The following is a 22113-nucleotide window of genomic DNA, read 5'->3' on the forward strand; positions in this document are numbered from 1 at the left end:
CAGTTCTCTCACTAAAAATCGAAGAAGTTACGATAATTCGCCGAACCGTCCCTCTAACCCCCCAGCTTTGGGCGAAACTGAGCCGATGCAAGCAGTTCTTTTGCATAAAAAAGGTTGAACTGCTCAAGATCCCCGAACCTTGGGGAATCGAGGGGACGATGTCGCACCGCTGCCATTCCTCCAACAATTTCTACCTTCCCCAGAACCCATGAACCTTACCGAAGCCAAACAGTTTCTCGAAGCCCATCAAATCAAATTCATCCTCGCTCAGTTCGTAGACATTCACGGTGTTGCCAAAACCAAAGCCGTTCCTGCCTCCCATCTGGAAGACATTCTTGATCCGGGAGCCGGATTTGCCGGATTTGCCGTCTGGGGACTGGGCATGGAACCGAACAGCCCAGATTATCTGGCAGTTGGTGATTTAAACACGCTTTCTCTGGTTCCCTGGATGCCCGGATTCGCCCGAATTGTTTGCGTGGGTCATGTCAAAGGCAAACCCTACCCCTACGATGCCCGCTACGTGCTAATGCAGCAGATCGATCGCCTCACACAGCACGGCTGGACGCTCAACACGGGAGTCGAACCCGAATTCATGCTGCTCAAAAAAGACCGACGCGGCAACCTTCGCCCCTATGATTTCACCGACACCCTCGACAAGCCCTGCTACGACTACAAAGGATTGTCGCGCAGCATTGGCTACATCGAGAAGCTGGTGGATAACCTGCAACAGGTTGGTTTCGATATCTATCAGGTCGATCATGAAGACGCCAACGGACAGTTTGAAATCAACTACACCTACACCGACTGCCTCACCACCGCCGATCGCTATATTTTCTTCAAGATGGCAGCCTCAGAGATTGCCCGCGACATGGGGCTAATCTGCTCCTTTATGCCCAAGCCCTTCTCCAACCGCACCGGAACAGGGATGCATATTCACTGCTCGCTCGCCGAAGGCAACACCAATCTTTTTGAAGACCACAGCGACCCGCACCAACTGGGACTCTCAAAACTGGCATACCACTTCCTCGGCGGACTGCTGACCCATGCCCATGCTCTGACTGCTCTCTGTGCCCCTTCGATCAATTCCTATAAGCGACTGGTAGTGGGACGATCGCTCAGCGGCGCAACTTGGGCACCCGCTTACATCAGCTACGGCGACAACAACCGATCGAGCATGGTGCGTATTCCTGGTGGACGGCTCGAATTGCGCCTTGCAGATGGCTCCTGCAACCCCTATCTGGCAACCGCCGCCGTGATCGCAGCCGGGCTAGACGGCATCGAACGCGAACTTGACCCCGGCGAACCCTTCAACGGCAATCTCTACGACCTCACTCCCGAACAGCTCGAAGAAAAAGGCATCGGCACCCTGCCCCAATCTCTCAGCGAGGCGATCGACGCTCTCGAATCCGACGCTGTAATCCAATCCGCCCTTGGTCCACTCGCCCCCGAATTTATCAATCTGAAACGCATGGAATGGATCGAATACTGCCGCCATGTTTCAGATTGGGAAGTCGATCGCTACCTGGAATTCTTCTAACCCCATCTCCCTCACCCCTTCACCCCTTATCCCCTTATGTGCGGCATCGTCGGACTCCTGATCAAAACCCCATCCCTGCGCGATTCCCTCGGCGAACTGCTTGTCCCCATGCTGGTTGGCATGAGCGATCGCGGACCTGACTCCGCCGGACTTGCAGTATTCACCGCCACCCTGCCCGATCCCTATCGCAAATACAGCCTCTACGCGGGCAATCAGGTGATTGACTGGTCAGCTCTCCCCCAATCATTGAGCGAACTGGGCAAGGCAACGATCGACCCTCATGGCAATCAGGCAGTCCTCATGACTGATCTGCCGCCACAGACGGTTAGAGCGTGGCTGAAGTCGGCTTATCCGCAGCTTCACCTGCTGTCTGCCGGACGCACAATCGATTTGTACAAAGATACCGGGACACCGATCGCCGTGTCTGACCGATATGAATTTCGATCGCTCAAAGGGTCTCATGCTGTCGGGCACACGCGGATGGCAACCGAATCTGCCGTCACTCCGGCACACGCTCACCCGTTCACCGCAGGCGAAGATTTTTGTCTGGTTCACAATGGCTCGCTCTCGAACCCGAACGAGATTCGGCGGAAATTAGAACCACGTGGCATTCACTTTGAGACCGACAACGATACCGAAGCTGCCTGCCGTTTCCTGGAATGGCGGATGCAGGAAGGCGATGATCTGGAAACGGCGATTCAAAACGGCTTTGAGGAACTGGACGGCTTTTATACCTTCCTGATGGGAACCGCAGATAAACTTGCCCTCGTTCGCGATCCTTTTGCCTGCAAACCTGCGATCGTTGCCGAAACCGATGACTATGTGGCGATCGCTTCTGAATTTCGATCGCTTGCCCATCTGCCCAATGTAAATCAGGCAAACCTCTACGAACCCGCTCCAGAGGAGATGTATGTATGGACAGTGTAATCATTGCTTCCCCAACCGAAACCCACACCTTTGATCTGAGCCAAGCTCCTGTGCGAGAGGTGAATGCCTACCTGCACCATTCCGAATTGCCCAATGGACACAAAGTGGCGATCGTCAATCCCAACGGAGCGCATAATCTAGCGGTCGGCATCGATACGGCGATCGAAGTCGAGATCCACGGGCATACGGGCTACTACACGGCAGGCATGAATAAACAGGCGATCGTCACCCTTTACGGTAACGCTGGAACCGGAGTCGCCGAAAACATGATGTCTGGCAGGGTTCACGTTAAGGGTTTTGCTTCGGTGTCGGCAGGTGCGTCTGCCCACGGTGGGCTATTAGTCATCGATGGCGATGCAGGCTTGCGCTGCGGCATTTCCTTGAAAGGAGCCGATATTGTGGTGGGCGGCAGTGTCGGCAGCTTTTCCGGCTTTATGGCGCAGGCAGGCAGAATGGTAATTTGCGGCAACGCCGGAGACGCGCTGGGCGATTCGCTCTACGAAGCCGTCATTTATATCCGAGGAACCGTGAAATCGTTGGGCGCAGATGCTCAATTTGAACCGATGACCGAGGAGGACTATGCGATCGTTCAAACCCTCCTTGACCAAGCCAGCCTCCCCCACACTCCCCAGGATTTCAAACGGATCGCCTCCGCCCGCCAGCTCTATCACTGGAATGCTGACGCCAACCAGGAATACTAGGCGTTGCTGAATAAGCGTATGATACGCCCCCCTAGCCCCCCAATTTGGGGGGAACCAGAATTCAAAGTCCTCCAGCATTGGGGGATTGAGGGGGCGATGCAGAAGCTAAATTTGCACCGTTCGTATCCCGATTCAGCAACGCCTAGTACTAATGCGAATTCAGAATTGCTCAAGCTAGAGCAAGCGATCGTATTTCGTTTTAAGGCTTTGATCGATCGCCCTCATCCAGAAAATGGCAATAACCCTTACCGGAAAGGCAAACCATTTTCAACAAAAATCTCAATTCCCTTTTAGACCCATTACCGCAAAAGCTCTCCCCCCTCCCCTCTCCCCATGACCTCCAACATCTATCGCGAAGAATCCGCCGGATACGATCGCCGCACGCTCCACTACATCCAGAACGCCGCTGCCCACGGACTCTATGAAATTCGAGGACTGGGCGCAAAACGCAGCCTGCCCCACTTTGACGATCTGGTTTTCCTGGGAGCCTCACTGACTCGCTACCCGTTGGAAGGCTATCGAGAAAAGTGCATTACCAAGACTGTTCTAGGTACACGATTTGCCAGCAAACCGATCGAACTAGACATTCCAATTACGATCGCCGGAATGAGCTTTGGTTCTCTCTCTGCCAACGTCAAAGAAGCCCTCGGACGCGCCGCGACCGAAATGGGCACATCCACCACGACGGGCGACGGCGGCATGACTCAGGAGGAGCGACGGTCTTCTAAAACGCTGGTGTATCAGTGTCTTCCGTCTCGCTATGGCTTTAATCCGGACGATGTGCGGAAGGCAGATGCGATCGAAGTCGTGATCGGTCAGGGCGCAAAGCCGGGCGGTGGCGGAATGCTGTTGGGTCAAAAAATTAATCCGCGGGTCGCGGCAATGCGAACGTTACCCGAAGGCGTGGATCAGCGATCGGCTTGTCGTCATCCTGACTGGACCGGGCCCGATGACCTGACGATCAAAATTCAGGAACTGCGCGAACTAACCGACTGGGAAAAGCCGATTTATATCAAAGTGGGAGCGTCCCGCACTTATAACGATGTCAAGCTCGCCGTTCATGCCGGAGCAGATGTCGTCGTTGTGGATGGAATGCAGGGCGGCACGGCTGCTACCCAAACGGTGTTTATTGAGCACGTTGGCATTCCCACGCTGGCGGCTCTGCGGCAGGCGGTTGAGGCACTGGAAGAAATGGACATGAAAGGCAAAGTCCAGCTCATTGTGTCCGGTGGCATTCGGACTGGAGCAGATGTGGCAAAGGCTCTGGCAATGGGCGCGGATGCCGTGTCGATCGGTCAGGCGGTGCTGATGGCTCTGGGCTGCAACAGCGAAAGCTATATTCAGAACGGAGAGCATCATCCGGCGATCGACGATTATCTGGAACTTGGCACGGCTCCCGGCTACTGTCATCACTGTCACACCGGGAAATGTCCGGTTGGCGTCACGACTCAAGACCCGATTTTAGAGAAGCGGCTAGAGCCAGAAGTCGGAGCGCACCGGCTAAAAAACTATCTGAAAACGCTGAATATGGAACTGACGACGATCGCCCGCGCCTGCGGCAAGCAAAACGTGCATCACCTGGAGCGGGAAGATCTGGTTGCACTGACGGTCGAAGCGGCGGCAATGGCAAAGCTGCCTTTAGCAGGCACAAGCTGGATTCCCGGTGTACAGGGCTACTAGCTGGAAATTGAAGCAGCGTGAATTTGATGCCACCAGTCTCCCAGGACGGAACTCTCGATGTGCTATGCGTCGCTGGAAACCGGACTGGCAGCAATGCTGACCGTCTTAACTTCTTTTACCCGATGCTCGGTGGGGGTCAACTCGTGGGGGAGCGCTGCGCCTTCCTTAAACACTGCCAAATCAAACCAGAAAGTCGTCCCCACGCCCACTTCGCTCACCAGATAGACTCGGCTATGGTGCTTCTCGATAATATTGCGAACGATCGACAGTCCCAGTCCGGTTCCTTCCAGCGTATGCACCCGGTTCTCGACGCGGAAAAAGCGATCGAAAATAGCTTCCTGATCTTCAGGGTCGATGCCGATACCCGTATCGCAAATTTCAACCCGTACATGGCTGGGGGGCTGTTCGTCCTTTGACTGAAGGAGATAGGCGCGAATCATCACCTTACCGCCTGCGGGCGTAAACTTCAGACCGTTGCCCATCAGGTTAGAAAACACTTGCAGCAGCAGATCGTAGTTACCAAAAACGGGCGGCAAATCTGGCTCAATGTCCTGACACAGCTCGATACCTTTGTCTTTGGCATTGAGGCGATGGGTTCGCAGCGTTTGCTCAATCGGCTGCACAATCTCCACGGGTTCCATGCTGTATCGCTTGTTGGATTCCAGTCGAGACAGATCCAGCACATCGTTGACCAAGCGGGTGAGGCGATCGGTTTCCCGGTTTGCGGTGTCGAGAAATTCGCGCCGTTCGACTTCGCTCAGATCATCGCCGTACTCGTGCAGCGTTTCAATAAAGGATTTGATGTTGAACAGAGGAGTCCGCAGTTCGTGGGAGACGTTGCTGATAAACTGGCTTTTCGCCTCGTTGAGTTCGGCTTCGCGGGTAATGTCCTGCACCGTGATCGCAATGCCTTTCACCGCTTCGCGATACTGATCCAGCACCGTCGTCAGCAAAATTCGCACCGTTCGGTTGATTGGCTCCGGGATCGTAATCCGAAACTCTGCCCCATCCCGCATCTCCGCTGGAGGCTGCCCGGAAGCAAGCTGATACAGGGGACGGGTTAATTCGGCACTAACCGCATTCGGCAGGTGGTACAGCACGTTCTGACCCAGCACGTCCTGAGCATCTTCCCAGCTAAAAATCCGTTCAGCCGTCGGATTAGTCAGGATGACCTGCATATTGGTATCCAGCAGCACGGCTCCATCAGCGATCGTCGAAACCAGGGTTTCCAGCTTGGCTTTTTCGGCGGTCAGCTCCTCGATATTTTGCTCTTCATAGCGTTCAAGCCGCTCTGCCATTTCGTTAAAGCTAAGGATCAGCTCCCCCAGTTCGCCACCCAGGGGCAAATCAACTCGCTGCTTAAAATTTCCGGCAGCAATGTTTTTCACGCCAACCAGCAATTCTTTAATTGGCTTAGTAATCGTTAGCGCGTTAAAGACCGCTCCCAGGATTACCATCACCCAGATTGAGACAAATACAGCGATCGTTACATCTCGCGTCAGGTGCGAGGAGTTGACCACCGTGGGATTCGGATTGATGCCGATCGCCAACACGCCCAGATACTTTCCGTCGTGATTGAGCGGTACAAAGACATCGGTGACTTCTCCAGCAGGAGTAAGATGCTGGCGTACCATCGGCGCATCTAAATTTGCTGCATAGTTTTCGGGAAGCTGCATCCGGCGGCGAATCGTCAGCGAATTTTGCACCTCGGACTCTGAGAAGGGAATGCCAAAAAAGATATTGCCATCCTCATCGGCGTACAGCATATAGCGAACGCTGGAAGTGCTGCTATAAAAGCGGTGGGAAAAGCGGGCAAGCTCCGTGCGGTTATTTTCGCCCACCAACGGTGCGACGTTTGCCGCTAGCAGTAGCCCCAAATCTCGACCAAAACGGGTGTCGTTCAGGCGGGCATCTTGCTGAATAGTGTTCACTGCCCAAAAGGTTAAGCCACTCATAATGAGCGATACGACCAGCGTGGCAGCCGCCATCAGGCGAGTCTGAAGCGTGAACTCAGACCACCAGCGATCGATGATTGCCTTAATTCGATAAAGCAGCTTCAGCAAGGGTCGCTCAACTTGTCACAAGAGACTGTAGATAGATTCAGGAGATAGATTTGGGAGATGACTTTGGGTGAATTATCCCTAGATTAACTCCTCACATCTTAATTTTTACAAAGTTTTGTCAAACCTGCATCGCTCGCCCTTCTAGTTGCTTATTGCAGAGCACGATGCCCAATATCGCGCCGGTAATACATACCCTCAAACTGAATGCAGTCCACCGCTTGATAAGCCTTCGCAGCTGCATCTTGCAAAGATTCGCCGATCGCCGTTACGCCCAGCACTCGCCCGCCGTCGGCAATGACCTGCTGATTGAACTTAGTTCCTGCATGAAAGACGATTGCCCCAGCCGCCTCCGCCTGCTCGATGCCTTGAATCGGCATTCCTTTGCGGTAGCTTTCTGGGTAATTCTCTGCCGCCACGACCACACACACCGATGCTCCGGCATGCCATTCTAGGGGCGGCAACCGATCGAGGGTTTGCTGAGTGCAGGCCAGCAAAACGGTTTCCAGGGGCGTTTCCAACAGGGGTAGTACTGCCTGAGTTTCTGGGTCGCCAAATCGACAGTTAAATTCGACCACCTGGGGATTGCCTTCGGGCGTGATCATCAGTCCTGCATAGAGGACGCCCCGGTAGTCAATGCCGCGCTTTCTCAAGGCAGCGATCGTCGGTTCCAGAATTTCCTGCTGAATCCGCTCCATTAGGGCAGGCGTAACGATCGGGGCAGGTGCGTAAGCCCCCATGCCGCCCGTATTTGCTCCGGTGTCGCCCTCGCCGATGCGCTTGTGATCCTGGGCGGGAACCAAGGGGCGAATCGTGATTCCATCGGTAATCGCCAGCACAGAGGTTTCCTGCCCGCTGAGGCATTCCTCAATCACAACGGTTTGTCCGGCTGCGCCAAACTGTCCGTTAAATGCCGCCTCGATTGCCTCGATTGCTGCTTCAACCGTATCTGCGACCGTGACCCCTTTTCCGGCTGCCAGCCCGTCTGCTTTGACCACGATCGGCGCACCTTGTGCCTTCACATAATCGATCGCTGCTGTCGCCTCGGTAAAGACTGCCGCTTTTGCAGTGGGGATTTCAGCTTCTTGCATCAGGGCTTTTGCCCATGCCTTACTTGCCTCGATTTGTGCGCCCGCTTGCACTGGACCAAACACCGTGAGCCCCTGCGCTTGCAAATAGTCAGTGACGCCTGCTGCCAAGGGTAATTCTGGACCGACGACCACCAGCGCGACGTTGTTGACCAGGGCAAATCGTCCAATCCCCTCAAAGTCTGTGACCGACAGCGCGAGATTTCGGCATCTTGCCAGCTTTGCCGTGCCCCCATTCCCCGGAATGCAAAACACTTCCTGCACCCGCTTAGACTGGAGCAATTTCCAGGCGATCGTGTGTTCGCGCCCGCCATTACCAATGACTAAAACTTTCACGCCTGACTCACCCTTACAAAGAACTTGCCCGTAAATTTCAATCTTGATTGAGCAACCTGACTGAACCTCATGTCAACTGCATATCAACTGCGATGTCCTGATTCTACCGATTACCCCGGGGGAAAGTGCTTCGCATCGCCTGCTCTATTCTCAGGGCACGAAAATTCGCAGCATTGATTGCAAATTTCATCTTACGAGTAAAAAATATACTCTTAATAATAATAATAAATAATAGTAGATTCTCAACCATCAGATCTCCATCTGCTCATCGGACAGCGAGTAAACTAGGGTCTGGTGTTCCGGTTTGCGTCAGGAAAGCTAAGTAAGCTGGTTAGAAACAAACCGTGCAAGACAACCATCATGTTGGTCAGTCGGCTGATCAGTCGGCAACTGATTGACTGCAGATGAACAGGCAGGATAACAGGAGAGGTTTATGAACGGGTTGATTAAACTCATGGGCGATGCGCAACAGTTGCTCCGCAGGGGAAACTGGCGTGCTTGCTTGCTGGGACTCGCAATGCTACTGACGTTTCCCCTCAGCACTCTGGCACAAACGCCTCCTTCCACGCCTGCTAGTCCGGAGAATGTAGCTCCAAATGCAGTTCCAGAAGGCGCAGCCTCAACCACCCCAGAATCAGAAACTGCCCCAGAAACAGCCATTCCAGAGAATGCGCTGGAGCCTCAGCCCGACCCGCTGCTGCCGGCCATGACGGTCGATCGTCCCTTGAGTCCGCCGGAAAAAGACGTGCTGCGATCGGCTCTGGTTGAACTCCAAAATCAGGCACTTGCCGAGCTTCAGGCAGGCAATATTCCGGGCGCATTTGAAATTTTTAATCGAGAACTGCGGTTGCGGCGATATCTCAGCATTCCAGAAGAAGTAGCGGCTTTGAGCCGAGTGGGTGCAGTCGCCTGGCGGCAGAGTCAAGTAACGGAACTGCGGCTAATCACCGAGCGGCTTCAGCAAATCGAACAGCAGATTGAGGCAAGACCCGAAGGCAATCCTAATTTGCCCTTCCGCATGGCTGAAGCGTATGAAACCATCCGGGCAAAGGATCAGGCAGTCGCACTGTACACTAAACTGCTGACCCAGGCACAGCAGCAGCAGAACGTGAATCGCCAAATTCAACTGCTCACCGCCCTGGGCAATCTCCATTTGTCCTGGTTTGAGTATCCCAGCGCAGCCGCCGCCTATGAGCAGCTTAGTCAGGTAGCCGAGGCAAAAGGCGATCGCACCACTCAAGCAACGGCACTTGAGCAACTTGCACGCATCTACACCGAAAACAATCAGCCGACCGAGGCGATTGCCAGTCAGCAGAAGCTCGTTGAGTTATATCGCAGCCAGCGCAACCTGCAGCCTGTTCCCGGACTTAAACTGGCAATGGGTGAAGGATTTGCTGCCCTGGGACAAACTGATGCTGCGATCGCCAACTACCAGGAAGCTTTTGCCGTAGCGCGATCTGTACAGCAGCTTGCCTATGCCAGCGATGCGCTTCAGCGGCTTGCTACGCTTTACCGCACTCAAAACCGCTTCGATGAAGCCCTGGCAGCGTACCGACTCTTGCTGGATGTCGAGCAGCAGTCCTACAACACGTTGGGTATGATGAATACCTACGATCAGATCGGTCAATTGCTGAAGGAGCGGGGAAACCAGCCCCAAGCACTCGTCGCCTTCCAGCAGGGGCTACAGTTGGCTCAGCAGCTCCGGTATAAGGTGGATTACTTCAATACGCAGATTCAAACGCTGAGCCAGTAACCTTCTGCTGGAGGGCGGCGTAGAATGCGGCAATCCTTAGAAGGAAAACGCTGGGTTGGCGATCGTTACCGAAACGGCAGCGTCGGAAACTCGCTAATTAGCTGAACCCTCCCAGCCTGATCTGAGGTCGATCGCCACTCTGGTGCTGCATCGAACGCGGATTGAGACTGGCTCATTATTAGATACAGTGCAAAGGTAATGGCAGTTGCTTGAGTCCAGCGGGCAGCAACGTTGTTTCTTTCAGGAACTCTGACGGTCATCGGCTCTCTCCTTCACATCTGACGTCTCTGAAAGATATTGTTGACAGGATCTTCCCGATTCACATCAGCAGTTTACCGACTGGCTGTTTGAAGTTTTCAAAAAGAAGATGCGAGAATTCCGCGATCGTGCTGATGTCCCCCCGGGGAGGATTAGAGGGAGAGGAAGTGAGGAGGTAAGCAGGTCAGCGGGAGCTCAGCGGAACAGGTTGGCGAGACAGGTTATGCATGATGTGCCCCTTGCCTTTCGTTCAGAGTGGGCTTGCGGAAGTCGAGGGTTCCGGGTAATTTGAACTTAAGATTTTGAAAATATCTTCTTAACAAATCTTAGCTTAAGAGCAGATCTTGCTTGATTTGTCGGGGATTCACTTAAGTGATCCTTTACCAGATGAGTGGAATAGTCTGGAATTCACTCATGCCCCACTTTCACAGCGGCTCACTACCTTGAAGTATTGAAATTGAAGTATTGAAGAAGTATTAAAGTATGACAGCCCAATTTAACCCAACCTTTGATGCGATTACAGTTGAGCAACTGGCAGAGCGGCTCAAGTCACAGGATGATTCAGCGCAGCTTATCGATGTTCGTGAGCCCGAAGAAGTCGCACTCTCCTCCCTGGAGGGTTTTTTGAACCTGCCGCTGAGCCAGTTTAACGAGTGGTCAGGGCAAATCTTCAGCCAGTTTGACCCACAGACAGAGACGATCGTGCTGTGCCATCATGGAATTCGATCAGCGCAAATGTGCCAGTGGTTGCAGCATCAGGGCTTTTCTCAAGTAAAGAATGTCACGGGCGGCATCGACGCCTATTCTCTGAGAGTCGATCGATCGGTTCCGCACTATTAATTGACTTCCCGATTTCTAGACGATTTCTGGACTGTCTTCAGTTTTCGTTCATTCTATTCCCATTCATTCTATCGGTTGCTCCGACGTTGCTCTTATGTCCTTCCCTGTGAAACTCAACTCGCGCCAGCAGCAGGTGTTTGGCGCAACAGTTCGCTACTACATTGCGACTGCTAAGCCTGTTGGCTCAGAAGCGCTGTTAGAAGAATTTAACCCCAGAGTTAGCTCAGCGACGATTCGAAACGCGATGGGCTATTTAGAAAAAGCAGGCTTGCTGTATCAGCCTCACACCTCTGCCGGGCGGATTCCCTCCGATTCGGGCTATCGGCTGTATGTGGATCAATTGGTCACGCCTTCGGACACACTGGCTCGTCAGGTTGCCCAAACGCTAACTGAACAGTTGAACTGGGAAGAAATGAGCCTGGAGTCACTGCTACGGGGGGCTGCTCAGATCCTATCGACGCTAAGCGGCTATATTGCCCTGGTGACGTTGCCCCAATCCAGCACAGCCCAGCTGAAGCATTTGCAGTTGGTTCAGCTTGATTCAGCGCGGCTGATGCTAATCGTGGTGTTAGACACCTACGAAACCCAATCGACCCTTGTTGATCTGCCACTTTCTGAGGATGAAAAGACCGACAGCGATCGCCTCGACCGAGAGCTGCAAATTCTCTCCAACTTCCTCAACAGCGAACTGCGGGGGAGAACGCTGAGCGAAATCGCCACGCTAGACTGGACAGAACTGGGGCGCGAGTTCGATCGCTACGCCACCCTGCTGCAAACCTCGCTGCTGGAGCTGAATCAGCGTCGTCGCCTCTCCCTCTCTACGCAGATTTTGATCAACGGTGTTGCCGAAGTCCTGAAGCGACAGCCCGAATTTTCTGAGCTTCAGCAGGTTCAGCCGATCGTGCATTTGCTGGAATCTGAGCAGGATCAGCTCTGGTCGCTCATTTTTGAGTCGGCAGACTCGGAAGGAACGGGTAAGCGGGTCTCGGTACGAATTGGGGCAGAAAATCCGCTGGAGCCGATGCGCTCCTGTGCGTTAGTATCTGCTACCTACCAGCGCAACTCCATTCCTGTCGGCAGCGTCGGAATGCTAGGGCCTACTCGGATGGTGTATGAAAATGCGATCGCGATGGTCGAAGCGGCGGCAGATTATTTGTCAGAGGCGATTAGTCAAAGCCGGGAATGAGGGGAGGGGTCGATGGGTTGATGAGGGGTGCGCAGGTTCGCTCCCTTGAATTTCGCGCTGGAACCTTTACGCTAAAAGGGTAGAACTTTTCTCTCATCGCTCTCAGGAAAACGCATGATGGATTGGAGTGCGGCTCTGCCGACGTTTGTGGTAACGCTCCGCGAGGGCGTTGAAGCGGCTCTTGTCGTGGGCATTGTGCTGGCGTATCTCAGCAAAGCAGGGCAGTCTCGCCTGAATCGCTGGGTCTATGCGGGAATTGGGGCTGGCGTTGCGGCGAGCGTGGCGATCGGCATTGTCTTGAGCAGCGTCTTGGCGGCACTTGAAACGGCAAATCAGCCCAGCGCCAAACTCACTAAAGAACTACTGGAAACCGGATTTAGTTTACTGGCAATCGGCTTATTAAGCTGGATGCTGATCTGGATGACCCAGCAGGCAAAAGCCTTGAAGTCCGAGGTGGAAGGCGCAATTACTTCTGCGCTTGGCAAAAGCGAAAACGGCGAAACTGGTGCAGGCTGGGGCGTGTTTGGACTGATTGCGATCGCCGTACTGCGCGAAGGCTTCGAGACGGTTCTGTTTATCGCGGCAAAATTTCAGCAGGGCTGGCTTCCGGTAGTCGGAGCCGTGGCAGGGCTAGCAGGCGCAACGGTGATCGGCGTTTTGCTATTTCGGCTGGGTGTCAAGATTAACCTGCGGCAATTCTTTCAAACCATGGGGGTGCTGCTGTTGCTGATCGTTTCGGGCTTAGTCGTGTCTGCGCTGCGCCATTTTGATCGGGCAATCGGACTGCTGGCGCAAATCAATCCTGATACAAACTGGTGTATTGGTCAGGGGTCATCCTGTCTGCTGGGTCCGCTTGTATGGGATTTGAGTAGCATTCTGCCCGATCGTCAGTTTCCGGGAATTCTGCTGAAGGCACTCTTTGGCTATACGCAAACGCTCTATCTAGCGCAGGCGATCGGTTATATCCTGTTTCTAGCAATTGTGGGAGGGCTGTACGGTCGCAGTTTAACGGATCGCAAGCAATCTCCTCATTCAAGTAAGACTGCTTCGGAGCAGAGCTAACTTAGCTAATCAAGCCAATCAAGCCAATCAAGCCAACAAAGCCAATAAAGCCAAAAAAAGAGGATGGTTATCCATCCTCCTGGAAAGGCTATATGACTTTTTAAGCCACCAATTCGATCGCCTTAAATCTAGCGGCTGTGATAGTCCTGAAATGACTGATAGCCCTGATCAGCGCTGTAGAGATGGCAGCGATCGGTAATTTCTTGCATCAGTGCCCAGGAAAACTCGGTTTCGTAGAGATAGCTGCCCCAGTTTTTCCGCAGGCTCTCGTGTGCCATTCGCAAACGGTAGGACGGAATCGCTGTTGAGAGATGGTGCGGCACATGCACATTAATGTGATGGCAGAGCCATTCCACCCAGAAAGCATACTCGCAGTGAACCGTACCCGAAAGCTGAGCCAGTGCCTCGTGCCACTGATCCGGCTCCTGGAAGGCAATGTCGGGCATTGTGTGGTGAACTAGCGTAAAGGTGCTCATCCAGAAGTGATACACCAGCCAGGGCATTAGCCAGAACTTCACGACGCCCCAGAAGCCCGTTGTCACAAACAGCACGGGAAATGCAATCGCCGCAAACCCAATCACCACCAGCACCGAAAATTTGGCTTGTTCTCTGGCTTTACCCTGAAATTGCCGCCAATCAAAATGCAGCTTACCCCAGTGGCCGATCGACCCAAGCCACCAGAAACGACCACGTACCCGACGATAGATCCACTGCAGCGCAAAGTCAAACTGGGTGTAAACCTCTGGACGAAAAGGTTGCCACGCATTGTCCACGTCCATTTTGTTGGTGTACTTGTGGTGGTGGTTGTGCAGAATCCGCCAGGCATGAAAAGGATAAATCAGCGGCAGCATCAGGGTGTGTCCCACCAAATCATTTAACCAACGCTGCTTTGCAAACGATCGATGTCCGCAGTCATGCGCCAGAACAAAGAACCCAGTGAGGGCAGTCCCAGTAAATACCCACAGTACAGGCAGCAAAAACCAGGGAGCGACACTCAACCCCCAGTAGCCCAAACCCACCATTAACACGTTAAATCCAAGAGCAGACCACGCTTGCCGCATATCTTTTTGAAAGCACTCCCTGGGCAGAGTTTTGAGGATGTGCTTCAGACGCAAAGGATTGTCCTTGAGGGGAAGCTGCTTTGCATCGATCGGAATAGACGAGATTTGTTCAGGCGGGTTAGTCGATAGGGTCATGCAATTGTTAGAAGAAGGGAAAAACAAATAGCAGGAATCAGCTTGCCCCACAAAAATTTGAGCAGGCAATCCTGAATTAGCGTATATTGTGACAAAAATCAGGCGGCAAAAACAAGCAAACGCCAGTCGTCCTTCAGGACGGGCATTCTGTCACAAAACTTAGTCAGCTTATCATATATTCGAAGCATCCATTTGAAAATCCTGACCGCCGCCAGCAAGTCAGCAAAATTGAGGTATCCTCAGAAAAAAATTGAGGAATCAGGCCATGAAGCCGCTCAAGCTGCTGTTTATCCGTCATGCTCAGTCGGTGGGCAATCAACAAAAACGCATGCAGGGGCACGGCGAATTTGAGCTTTCGGCAGAAGGCAAACGACAGGCAGAAAAGCTAGCGCATCGACTCCTAAACGAAGCCTGGAAGCCCTCTTGGGTCTACAGCAGCCCTCAAAAACGCGCCGTACAGACGACCGAAATCTTACTGTCGCGGTTTCTGGCTGAGCCGCTGCCTGCGGTGGTGAGCGATCTGGTTGATGATCTACTCGATCCAATCGAGCCTGGAATCGCTCTCTCAACCACGCAATCGATTCCCGTGGAATATGCCGACGAACTGCGCGAATTTCAAAACGGTATTTTTCAGGGCTTAACCTGGGCAGAAGCCAAAGCCAAATATCCTGAGCTTTGTGAACAGCTTGAAAACTCGACCGACTGGATTCAAATCCCTGGTGCAGAATCGCTCGAAGCCGCTCGCAGTCGTTCCCGTGCGTTTATGCTGCGACTGCTCGATCGCCACCAGGACGGAGAACAAATCTGGATCGTTACCCATAGCTGGATTATGCAGCACTTGATAGCCGAACTTCTGGGCTGCGATCGCTCCTGGAGACTGCATCCCCGCAATACCGCACTGTTTGAATTTTGGATCGATCGATCGCGCTGGCATCGCACCGACCAAAACCGCTTTAACACGGATTTATGGCAAATTCGCCGCTTTAATGACCATCACCATCTAGCGTCCAACCCTGTTTAGAGCATCTCCATTCAATTGATTTTTTTATTGATTTTTCCCTTATAGATTGATGGAGGAAAATTAATTTAGTGAATTTGATGAGCGGTTTGCATGAGAAGGCGACAAAATTCGGTAGAATTGCACAGCAAGATTTCCGATCGAATCAGGAGAGTTCTCAGTCGCTAGGGTTGGTCAGTGTGAGTCGAAATCAATCGGAATCGAGCAGGATTGCAATGGATTCACGTTTCTTGAGCAATTGATTTGCCCAAGTTAATCGCCCGAATTAATTGCCCAGATTCAATCTCCATTTATTACGGTAGAAAATACGATGGATGACATTGCAAGACAAGCACGCCAAGGCAGCGTCTCCGCAATCATTCAGATTCTGAACGAGAAGTTAGCCAGTTCTGGAGTGAGAACTAGAGCCGTTCTAGCTCAAGGGGTTTTGCAGCTTTTGTGTGAGGCGGCAAAGCCAGAGCAGCTTGAGCAGTCAATTCTGGTTCCCCAGGTGCAGCAGATTTTAGAGTCTATTCAACCGAAGCACATTCGTCGGGTTAATATCAATAGCCGAATTGTGCGGGAACAGCAGTTGCTCTGGCTGGAGGAAATCAGCCGCGATCGCAATAAACAAGTGCTGTGGGCAGAAGAAATTACCCTGAAGAAACCCAACTTCTTCCAGCGAGTTGCGCGAGACTGGCAGGACAATCAGCCCGACCCGTCGAAACCCACATTACCAAAAGCTTCGGTCAGCCGCCTCTCACGAGAAAAGCAGCAGTTCTGGCGTGGGTTGCTGGGTGGAGCTGTGCTTAGCCTGGGCGTGCTGGTTATTGGCTGGCTTCTGTACGAGCGTCTTGTGCTCGATCGTGCGGTCAGTGCGTCGTCCCCTGCTTCGTCAGCCCAAACTAGTTCGGCAAGTCCGGCTGCGGCAGGCTCTACTTCGATCTCGACTTCCTCACCCTCGGCTCCTGCCAGCCCATCGGTGGCTAACTCAGCCTCATCCGACCCTTTTGCGGAAGCAGTCCGGCTGGCTGAGCAAACGGCTGCTTCTAGCCGGACTACTCAAACTTCGGCAGAATGGTTAGAAGTGGCGAGTCGCTGGCAAAAAGCGTCCGATTTAATGGCTCAGGTTGCCTCAACGGATTCGCGCTATGCCACGGCTCAAAATCGCGTTGAACAGTATCGGCAAAACAGTCAGATTGCGCTGGACAAAGCCGCGCAGACCCAATAGCCGCCCAATCGCCAGCGATGGATCGCAATGCCAATTGCTATGATGCCAATTGCTATAAGTAGTTTCGGGCACGTCTCAATCGATTCATGAATCTCAGAATAGGCAACGGCTACGATATTCACCAGCTTGTGAGCGATCGTCCTTTGATCCTGGGCGGTGTTCACATTCCCCATCATTTAGGGCTACTCGGTCATAGCGATGCTGACGTGCTAACCCATGCGCTTATGGACGCGCTCCTCGGTTCTCTGAACTTAGGGGACATCGGGCACTATTTCCCGCCGACCGATCCACAGTGGAAAGGCGCAGATAGCCTGATACTGCTGCAAAAAGTGAATGAGCTAATTCAGTCACGCGGCTGGCGCATTAATAATCTGGATTCGGTGATTGTGGCAGAACGTCCGAAGATTAAACCCCACATTCCCGCGATGCGCGATCGGTTGGCAACTGTGCTCCAGCTTGACCCCGACTGTATCAGCATTAAAGCCACGACGAATGAGAAACTAGGACCGATCGGGCGGGAAGAGGGGATTGCGGCTTATGCGGTGGCGTTGTTAATTCGGGAATAAGGGTGGATGGGTGAGTGAGGGGGATGAGGGGATAGGGAGATGGGTCTGCTTGAGTCGCAATCGGCTTGAACAGTGCGGGGTTAGACATAACGATCGGGGGGTTCGCTATAGTAGAAAGCGGACGTAAACGATCGTGAAGATAGATCGTGGAAAAAACTATGGCGATCGACCTGGCATTAAGTTCGAGTGTTTCAGCACAGGATAGAGACGCGCTACGGACAGTGTTTCAATCGTTGACTGTAACAAGCTGTCCCCGATCCTATAATTTTCACATGCATACCGTTCACTCAGATGGGCGGCTTCAGCCTCAGCAAGTGATTGCGCAGGCGATCGAGATTGGGCTGCAAGGACTGGCGATTACGGATCATCACAGCGTTGGCGGCTATCAGGTCGCGCAGCGATGGCTGGATCAGCGGCGCACTACTGACTCGGAAGCGGCGATGCCTCGGCTCTGGACTGGGGTAGAGATTAACGCCGGACTGCTGGATGTGGAAGTTCATATTCTGGGCTATGCCTTTGACCCGCAGCATCCGGCGATCGCCCCCTACCTGAATCGCGCAACGGTTGGGGGAGAAGGGTATCAGGCAGAACAGGTGATTGAAGCACTGCACCGGGCAGCAGGTTTGGCAGTTTTGGCCCATCCTGCCCGCTATCGGCGATCGCCCAAAGAGCTGATTCCGGCAGCCGCACAGGCGGGAATTGATGGGATTGAAACCTTTTATGCTTATGAAAATCCTTCTCCCTGGCAGTCCAGCCCCCGCCAAACATCAGAGGTGCAAGCTCTGGGACAAGCATGTGGACTCCTGAATAGCTGCGGTACAGATACGCACGGGATGAGCCTGCTGCAACGCTTATAGGAGCACAGCTTGTTGTCAGGGGTTTGCTGTCTCTGAAGATGCCGGGGTTTCTGCGCTGCTAGAGGAATCTACGGGTTGCAGTTGTTCCTCTGGGCTGGCTGCGGTTTGAGAAGAGTCGTTCGCTGCGATTTGATCCGTTACATCAGTCGGGCTGTCAGTCGGAACTTCCTCGACAGAAGCTGCATCAAACGCCCCAGAAGAACGCTTCATAATGATTGCCTCGTAGGAAACCACGCCAGAAATTTCGCTGTTGAGGCAGCGCGCCGCTTCACGAGACAGATCTAGCGATCGATCTTCAAAGTAGGGACCGCGATCGTTAATGCGTACAATCACCGCTTTGCTCGTTTCCAGGTTTGTTACCTTCAAGTAAGTATCAAAAGGCAGCGACGGGTGGGCGGCAGTCAGCTCAGTCTGGTCAAAGGTTTCGCCTGTAGCAGTTAACCGACCGTGAAAATAGGGACCATACCAGGACGCGGTTCCTTCCAGGCGATCGTCGGTGACCACCAGATCGTGCATTTGTTTCTGAGACTCGACCAGGCTCAGGGCGGGAACATTGAGTGCCGTTCTCAGATTGTTAATCCAGGTGATGGCTAATAGCTCAGCACTGCGATCGAGCTGCAACGCTAGTTCGGGTTCAACCCAGAAGATCGGCACTTCACCTGCTTTACCGCCCGGTGTGCCGTCGAGCAGGACAGGTTTTAGCGTTTGTGGGTCAAAGTTGTCCATCTGAATGACCCGTTGCAGGCGTTCAGCCCATTGTTCTGCTTGCTGCTGCGTGGGAAATTCGGCGATCGGCTTGCCGCGCACCTGCACCTGAAACAGCGAAGTCAGGGTGGATGGAAAGGTTTCTGTTGCTTCGCCCAAACAAGACGGTTGGGGAAAATCGGCAGCCTCAGCAGGAGGAACACCCAAATCGTCCAATCCCAGCACATTCCAGCGATCGACCTCTAGAGGCGGCGGATTGATTTGCACCACAGTCACCAGGGGAACCAGGCGTAGTGCTTCGCTGATACCCTTTGTCCAGCGCGAGAGGTGGTTCACGAGTTGCAGCAGGCGATGGGATACGGTGCTGTTAGCAGGATAAGTGGGCGCAGTGACGGGATGAGTCTGAAGCAGATCAAAGGGGAGTTGGGCAACTGAATTGCTCAGCTCAGGCAACGCAAAAGCAGCCGTGATTTTTGTGACGCCTTCTGCCGAAGCAGCCGAAGCAAAGGAACTTGATAGAAAGGAACTTGATAGAGCAGTGGAGTGAGGTAGGGCTGACTGGGAAAAGAGCGAATCAATTGCCCTATCAGAAGAACTTCTGTGCAACATTAATTCCTTCACCGGAAACCTTACCAGCGGAGGCTTTACCAGTGGAGACTTCACCGTAGACGGAGCCTGTAATAGAACGGCAACCAACGGGGAGCTATATTGACTTGAAACCGATGCATGAGGCACTGGGGGAGAGGCATGAGCTGCTCTCAATAGAGCCTGTGTAAATAAACAACTACCAATCCAGGAAACAATCCACAACCAGGAAAACAAATTCATGAATCAAACAGTGAATGCTGCGGTAGATGAGCGCTAGGAACTCACGCAGATGGAATCAGGACAAAAACAGAATTAAGCTTGTTAAGCGAATTTTGTAAAATTTAATAAAGAGACTACGGAACCAGTACCTCCTTCAATAAACTGCTTCACATCGAAGACCATAATTGAGACCATAATTTTAGGAAGTACGGGCTGTCAACATAGGAGTCAACATAAACCATTCTAATCAATTACTCTCCTTTCACAAAAATCTCTTCCTAACGTTCTTAGAGATTATTAAAAAATGTCACATCTAAACGCAACTTCTCAATGGGATAGATTATTGCTGAATCTGGGCGTTTGGGAAGGATCATTTACCCGTCTTCAGACGGATGGTAGCGTACAAGAAGATGTGCGATCGATCATTACGCTAGATGGAATCAACAACAATCAAACCGTTCGCCAAACGATTCAGCACTTTAATGCAGACGGAACACTTCAGCAAAACAAAGTCCTGGAATACTCTTCGTTGAACCGCAGTACACTGTTTTTTGAAGACGGAGCCTTTTCACAGGGGTCGCTTCAGTTTGGTCCTTTTGCAGAATTTGGAGCGGAGTTAGGCTTCATTTTGGGCGATCGACGGTTACGGCTGGTGCAGCTTTTTGACCAGGACAGTTGGCTTTCTAGGCTGACGCTGATTCGCGAACATCGGCAGAACACTTCCCCCGGTCATCGTCCGCTGCTGACGGTTGACGCTTTACTGGGCAATTGGCAGGGCGAAGCCGTTACCCTTTACCCGGACTGGCGTAGCCCCGATCACTATCCAACGCATCTCTCGATCTGGCGAGAAGCGGAAAGACTGCACCAAAAATTGACCCTGCCCCAAATTGAAATTGCCTCCAGCGCAGCGATTCAGGGTTCACGGTTGCTGTTTGACCAGGGAAGCTTTCCGATTCAGGTTTTGCTGCTGCCGGATGGAGCTTCTTCTAATACGCCCCTCACGGTTCCCAGAGATAAGCCCTTCTTGCTAGAGGCAGGCTGGCTAATTGAGCCAAATTTGAGACAGCGCATGATTCGCAGCTACGACGCGCAGGGCGGCTGGAGCGGTCTTACTTTGGTGACAGAGCATCGAACCCCATCCGTGTTGAAGGTTGAATCAGGGTTGGAAGTTAAAGAGCCTCAAAGGTTGCCGTGAATCCGTCCAGCGTCATGCAGGCTTCGATAAATTCTTCGACATCATTGACGTTCTCAAGCTGATATTCCATAATTCGCCGCTCATCATCTTTCATTTTCTTAGAAGCCAGTAGTGTTGTTGGATACTGCTCGGCGATCGTCTTAAACTCAGTGCCATGGTCACGCCAGCTTGCCGCAGAACACTGAATGATTACCCGCCACATATTTGTTCTCCGTTACATAATTCATCTCAATCGTGCGTCAGCCCTCATTCTGCCATCGATCGAGGCGTTTAATATGTCGTTTAGTCCTTAGTGCGATCGTCCTTCCTGCATCAACTTCACGCTGACATTGGCATTCCCGATTGTATTCACCGTCTCGTCTGATCGAATTACCCTGTCCAATGGCTGCCAGAATGTTTATTTTGCTACACAATCATAAACAGAGCACTCAAAACAGAGAATTCTTATTGCCTTTTTTATGTCTACCTTAGCGACGCTGACCCAGTGGTTGACAGGAGAATTCGACAATCAGGCTCAAGCCTTCAATCAGCCAATCTGGTTTGTGCATCTGCGGCTGTGGCATCGCCCTTTTCCGATCGCCATTGACGGACATCCCACCCTTTTTGCAGAGCAGGCAAACGCACTGTATCTCAACAATCCCTACCGGCAGCGGGTGTGGGTGCTGAAACCGACCGAGCAGCCCGCCCAGTTTCAGGCGCAGTATTTTGGCTTTCGTCAGCCCGATCGCGTGCGCGGCGCAGGATTAAATCCTGAACTTTTGAAGCGAATTACTTTAGAGGATCTGGAGCTCCTTCCTGGCTGTTGCCTCAGCATTCAGTTTCAGAATGACTGCTTTACAGCTAGCCCAGAACCGGACACAAAATGCTGCTTTCAGTACAACGGCGAAACTCGTCAGGTCGTATTAGGGTTTGAAGTCAGTGTCGATCGCTTTTTGAGTCTCGATCGGGGCGTTGATTCAACTACAGGACAGGCACTGTGGGGCGCAGTGATGGGAGCCTATGAATTTCAGAAAATTAAACAGTACTCCAGCCAAGAATAAACTTCTGGAACCCCACTGACATTCGCGATTGCTAAAAGATAAGTTCGATACCCGTAATCCTTCCTGATGCAAAGATACTTAAGCAGTGGTT

At 52.6% G+C, this 22113-nt stretch carries 20 protein-coding genes; 14 read left to right on the forward strand and 6 right to left on the reverse strand.

Annotated features, from left to right (window positions below):
* Positions 1-208: 208 nt before the first annotated feature.
* The 4 genes from glnT (at position 209) to NDI45_RS03450 (ending at position 4845) form a co-directional block, all read left to right on the forward strand.
* Positions 209-1537 (forward strand): type III glutamate--ammonia ligase, encoded by a 1329-nt coding sequence (gene glnT / locus NDI45_RS03435; RefSeq protein ID WP_190793871.1) that lies wholly within the window; start codon positions 209-211, stop codon positions 1535-1537.
* Between the two features lie 36 nt (positions 1538-1573).
* A complete protein-coding gene (locus tag NDI45_RS03440; RefSeq protein WP_190793872.1) occupies positions 1574-2464 on the forward strand; it encodes a class II glutamine amidotransferase in 891 nt (296 codons plus the stop codon).
* Positions 2452-3165 carry a protein glxC gene (locus NDI45_RS03445; protein ID WP_190793873.1) on the forward strand — a complete coding sequence of 238 codons (714 nt, stop codon included), beginning with the start codon at positions 2452-2454 and terminating at the stop codon, positions 3163-3165. The genes NDI45_RS03440 and NDI45_RS03445 overlap by 13 nt, the downstream gene beginning before the upstream one ends.
* 333 nt (positions 3166-3498) lie before the next feature.
* On the forward strand, positions 3499-4845 hold the full coding sequence (locus NDI45_RS03450) for an FMN-binding glutamate synthase family protein (RefSeq protein WP_190793874.1): 1347 nt from the start codon (positions 3499-3501) through the stop codon (positions 4843-4845).
* A gap of 62 nt (positions 4846-4907) precedes the next feature.
* On the opposite strand, the gene nblS is transcribed toward NDI45_RS03450, so the two are convergent.
* Together nblS and purD are read right to left on the reverse strand one after the other, a co-directional pair.
* Positions 4908-6908: a two-component system sensor histidine kinase NblS gene (gene nblS / locus NDI45_RS03455; protein ID WP_348246317.1), complete on the reverse strand. Its 2001-nt coding sequence runs from the start codon at positions 6906-6908 to the stop codon at positions 4908-4910.
* A 149-nt stretch (positions 6909-7057) separates the two neighbouring features.
* Positions 7058-8329 carry a phosphoribosylamine--glycine ligase gene (gene purD / locus NDI45_RS03460; protein ID WP_348246319.1) on the reverse strand — a complete coding sequence of 424 codons (1272 nt, stop codon included), beginning with the start codon at positions 8327-8329 and terminating at the stop codon, positions 7058-7060.
* Positions 8330-8762: 433 nt separating this feature from the next.
* Here purD and NDI45_RS03465 point away from each other — a divergent pair, with 433 nt between their 5' ends.
* Entirely contained in the window at positions 8763-10082 is a 1320-nt protein-coding gene (locus NDI45_RS03465) for a tetratricopeptide repeat protein (RefSeq protein WP_348246321.1), read from the forward strand.
* A gap of 65 nt (positions 10083-10147) precedes the next feature.
* Here the strand turns inward: NDI45_RS03465 and NDI45_RS03470 are convergent, their stop codons facing one another.
* On the reverse strand, positions 10148-10342 hold the full coding sequence (locus tag NDI45_RS03470; RefSeq protein WP_348246323.1) for a hypothetical protein: 195 nt from the start codon (positions 10340-10342) through the stop codon (positions 10148-10150).
* A 481-nt stretch (positions 10343-10823) separates the two neighbouring features.
* Here NDI45_RS03470 and NDI45_RS03475 point away from each other — a divergent pair, with 481 nt between their 5' ends.
* The 3 genes from NDI45_RS03475 (at position 10824) to NDI45_RS03485 (ending at position 13428) form a co-directional block, all read left to right on the forward strand.
* Positions 10824-11180, forward strand: a complete 357-nt coding sequence (locus NDI45_RS03475; protein WP_348246325.1) for a rhodanese-like domain-containing protein — start codon at positions 10824-10826, stop codon at positions 11178-11180.
* A gap of 94 nt (positions 11181-11274) precedes the next feature.
* Entirely contained in the window at positions 11275-12366 is a 1092-nt protein-coding gene (hrcA, locus tag NDI45_RS03480; RefSeq protein ID WP_190792367.1) for a heat-inducible transcriptional repressor HrcA, read from the forward strand.
* A 117-nt stretch (positions 12367-12483) separates the two neighbouring features.
* Entirely contained in the window at positions 12484-13428 is a 945-nt protein-coding gene (locus NDI45_RS03485) for an FTR1 family protein (RefSeq protein WP_348246421.1), read from the forward strand.
* Between the two features lie 128 nt (positions 13429-13556).
* Here NDI45_RS03485 and NDI45_RS03490 read toward each other — a convergent pair whose 3' ends face one another.
* A complete protein-coding gene (locus NDI45_RS03490) occupies positions 13557-14624 on the reverse strand; it encodes a fatty acid desaturase (protein ID WP_190794463.1) in 1068 nt (355 codons plus the stop codon).
* Positions 14625-14889: 265 nt separating this feature from the next.
* Between NDI45_RS03490 and NDI45_RS03495 the strand changes: the two genes are divergently transcribed.
* From NDI45_RS03495 to NDI45_RS03510, 4 genes are all read left to right on the forward strand, one after another.
* Positions 14890-15645: a histidine phosphatase family protein gene (locus NDI45_RS03495; RefSeq protein WP_190794462.1), complete on the forward strand. Its 756-nt coding sequence runs from the start codon at positions 14890-14892 to the stop codon at positions 15643-15645.
* Positions 15646-15952: 307 nt separating this feature from the next.
* Complete coding sequence (locus tag NDI45_RS03500; RefSeq protein ID WP_190794461.1) at positions 15953-16852, forward strand: hypothetical protein; 900 nt, start codon at positions 15953-15955, stop codon at positions 16850-16852.
* 86 nt (positions 16853-16938) lie between these two features.
* Entirely contained in the window at positions 16939-17418 is a 480-nt protein-coding gene (gene ispF, locus NDI45_RS03505) for a 2-C-methyl-D-erythritol 2,4-cyclodiphosphate synthase (RefSeq protein ID WP_190794460.1), read from the forward strand.
* 158 nt (positions 17419-17576) lie between these two features.
* On the forward strand, positions 17577-18275 hold the full coding sequence (locus NDI45_RS03510) for a PHP domain-containing protein (protein ID WP_190794467.1): 699 nt from the start codon (positions 17577-17579) through the stop codon (positions 18273-18275).
* Between the two features lie 15 nt (positions 18276-18290).
* Here NDI45_RS03510 and NDI45_RS03515 read toward each other — a convergent pair whose 3' ends face one another.
* Positions 18291-19715 carry a septal ring lytic transglycosylase RlpA family protein gene (locus NDI45_RS03515; protein WP_348246329.1) on the reverse strand — a complete coding sequence of 475 codons (1425 nt, stop codon included), beginning with the start codon at positions 19713-19715 and terminating at the stop codon, positions 18291-18293.
* Positions 19716-20091: 376 nt separating this feature from the next.
* Between NDI45_RS03515 and NDI45_RS03520 the strand changes: the two genes are divergently transcribed.
* A complete protein-coding gene (locus NDI45_RS03520) occupies positions 20092-20982 on the forward strand; it encodes a DUF3598 family protein (RefSeq protein WP_348246331.1) in 891 nt (296 codons plus the stop codon).
* On the opposite strand, the gene NDI45_RS03525 is transcribed toward NDI45_RS03520, so the two are convergent.
* Positions 20957-21184: a hypothetical protein gene (locus NDI45_RS03525; RefSeq protein WP_190794458.1), complete on the reverse strand. Its 228-nt coding sequence runs from the start codon at positions 21182-21184 to the stop codon at positions 20957-20959. The genes NDI45_RS03520 and NDI45_RS03525 overlap by 26 nt on opposite strands.
* A 256-nt stretch (positions 21185-21440) precedes the next feature.
* Here NDI45_RS03525 and NDI45_RS03530 point away from each other — a divergent pair, with 256 nt between their 5' ends.
* Positions 21441-22022, forward strand: a complete 582-nt coding sequence (locus NDI45_RS03530; RefSeq protein WP_190794457.1) for a chromophore lyase CpcT/CpeT — start codon at positions 21441-21443, stop codon at positions 22020-22022.
* Positions 22023-22113: the final 91 nt, after the last annotated feature.

Origin of the sequence: Leptolyngbya sp. GB1-A1, assembly GCF_039962475.1 — a bacterium.
GTDB lineage: Bacteria > Cyanobacteriota > Cyanobacteriia > Elainellales > Elainellaceae > Leptolyngbya_A.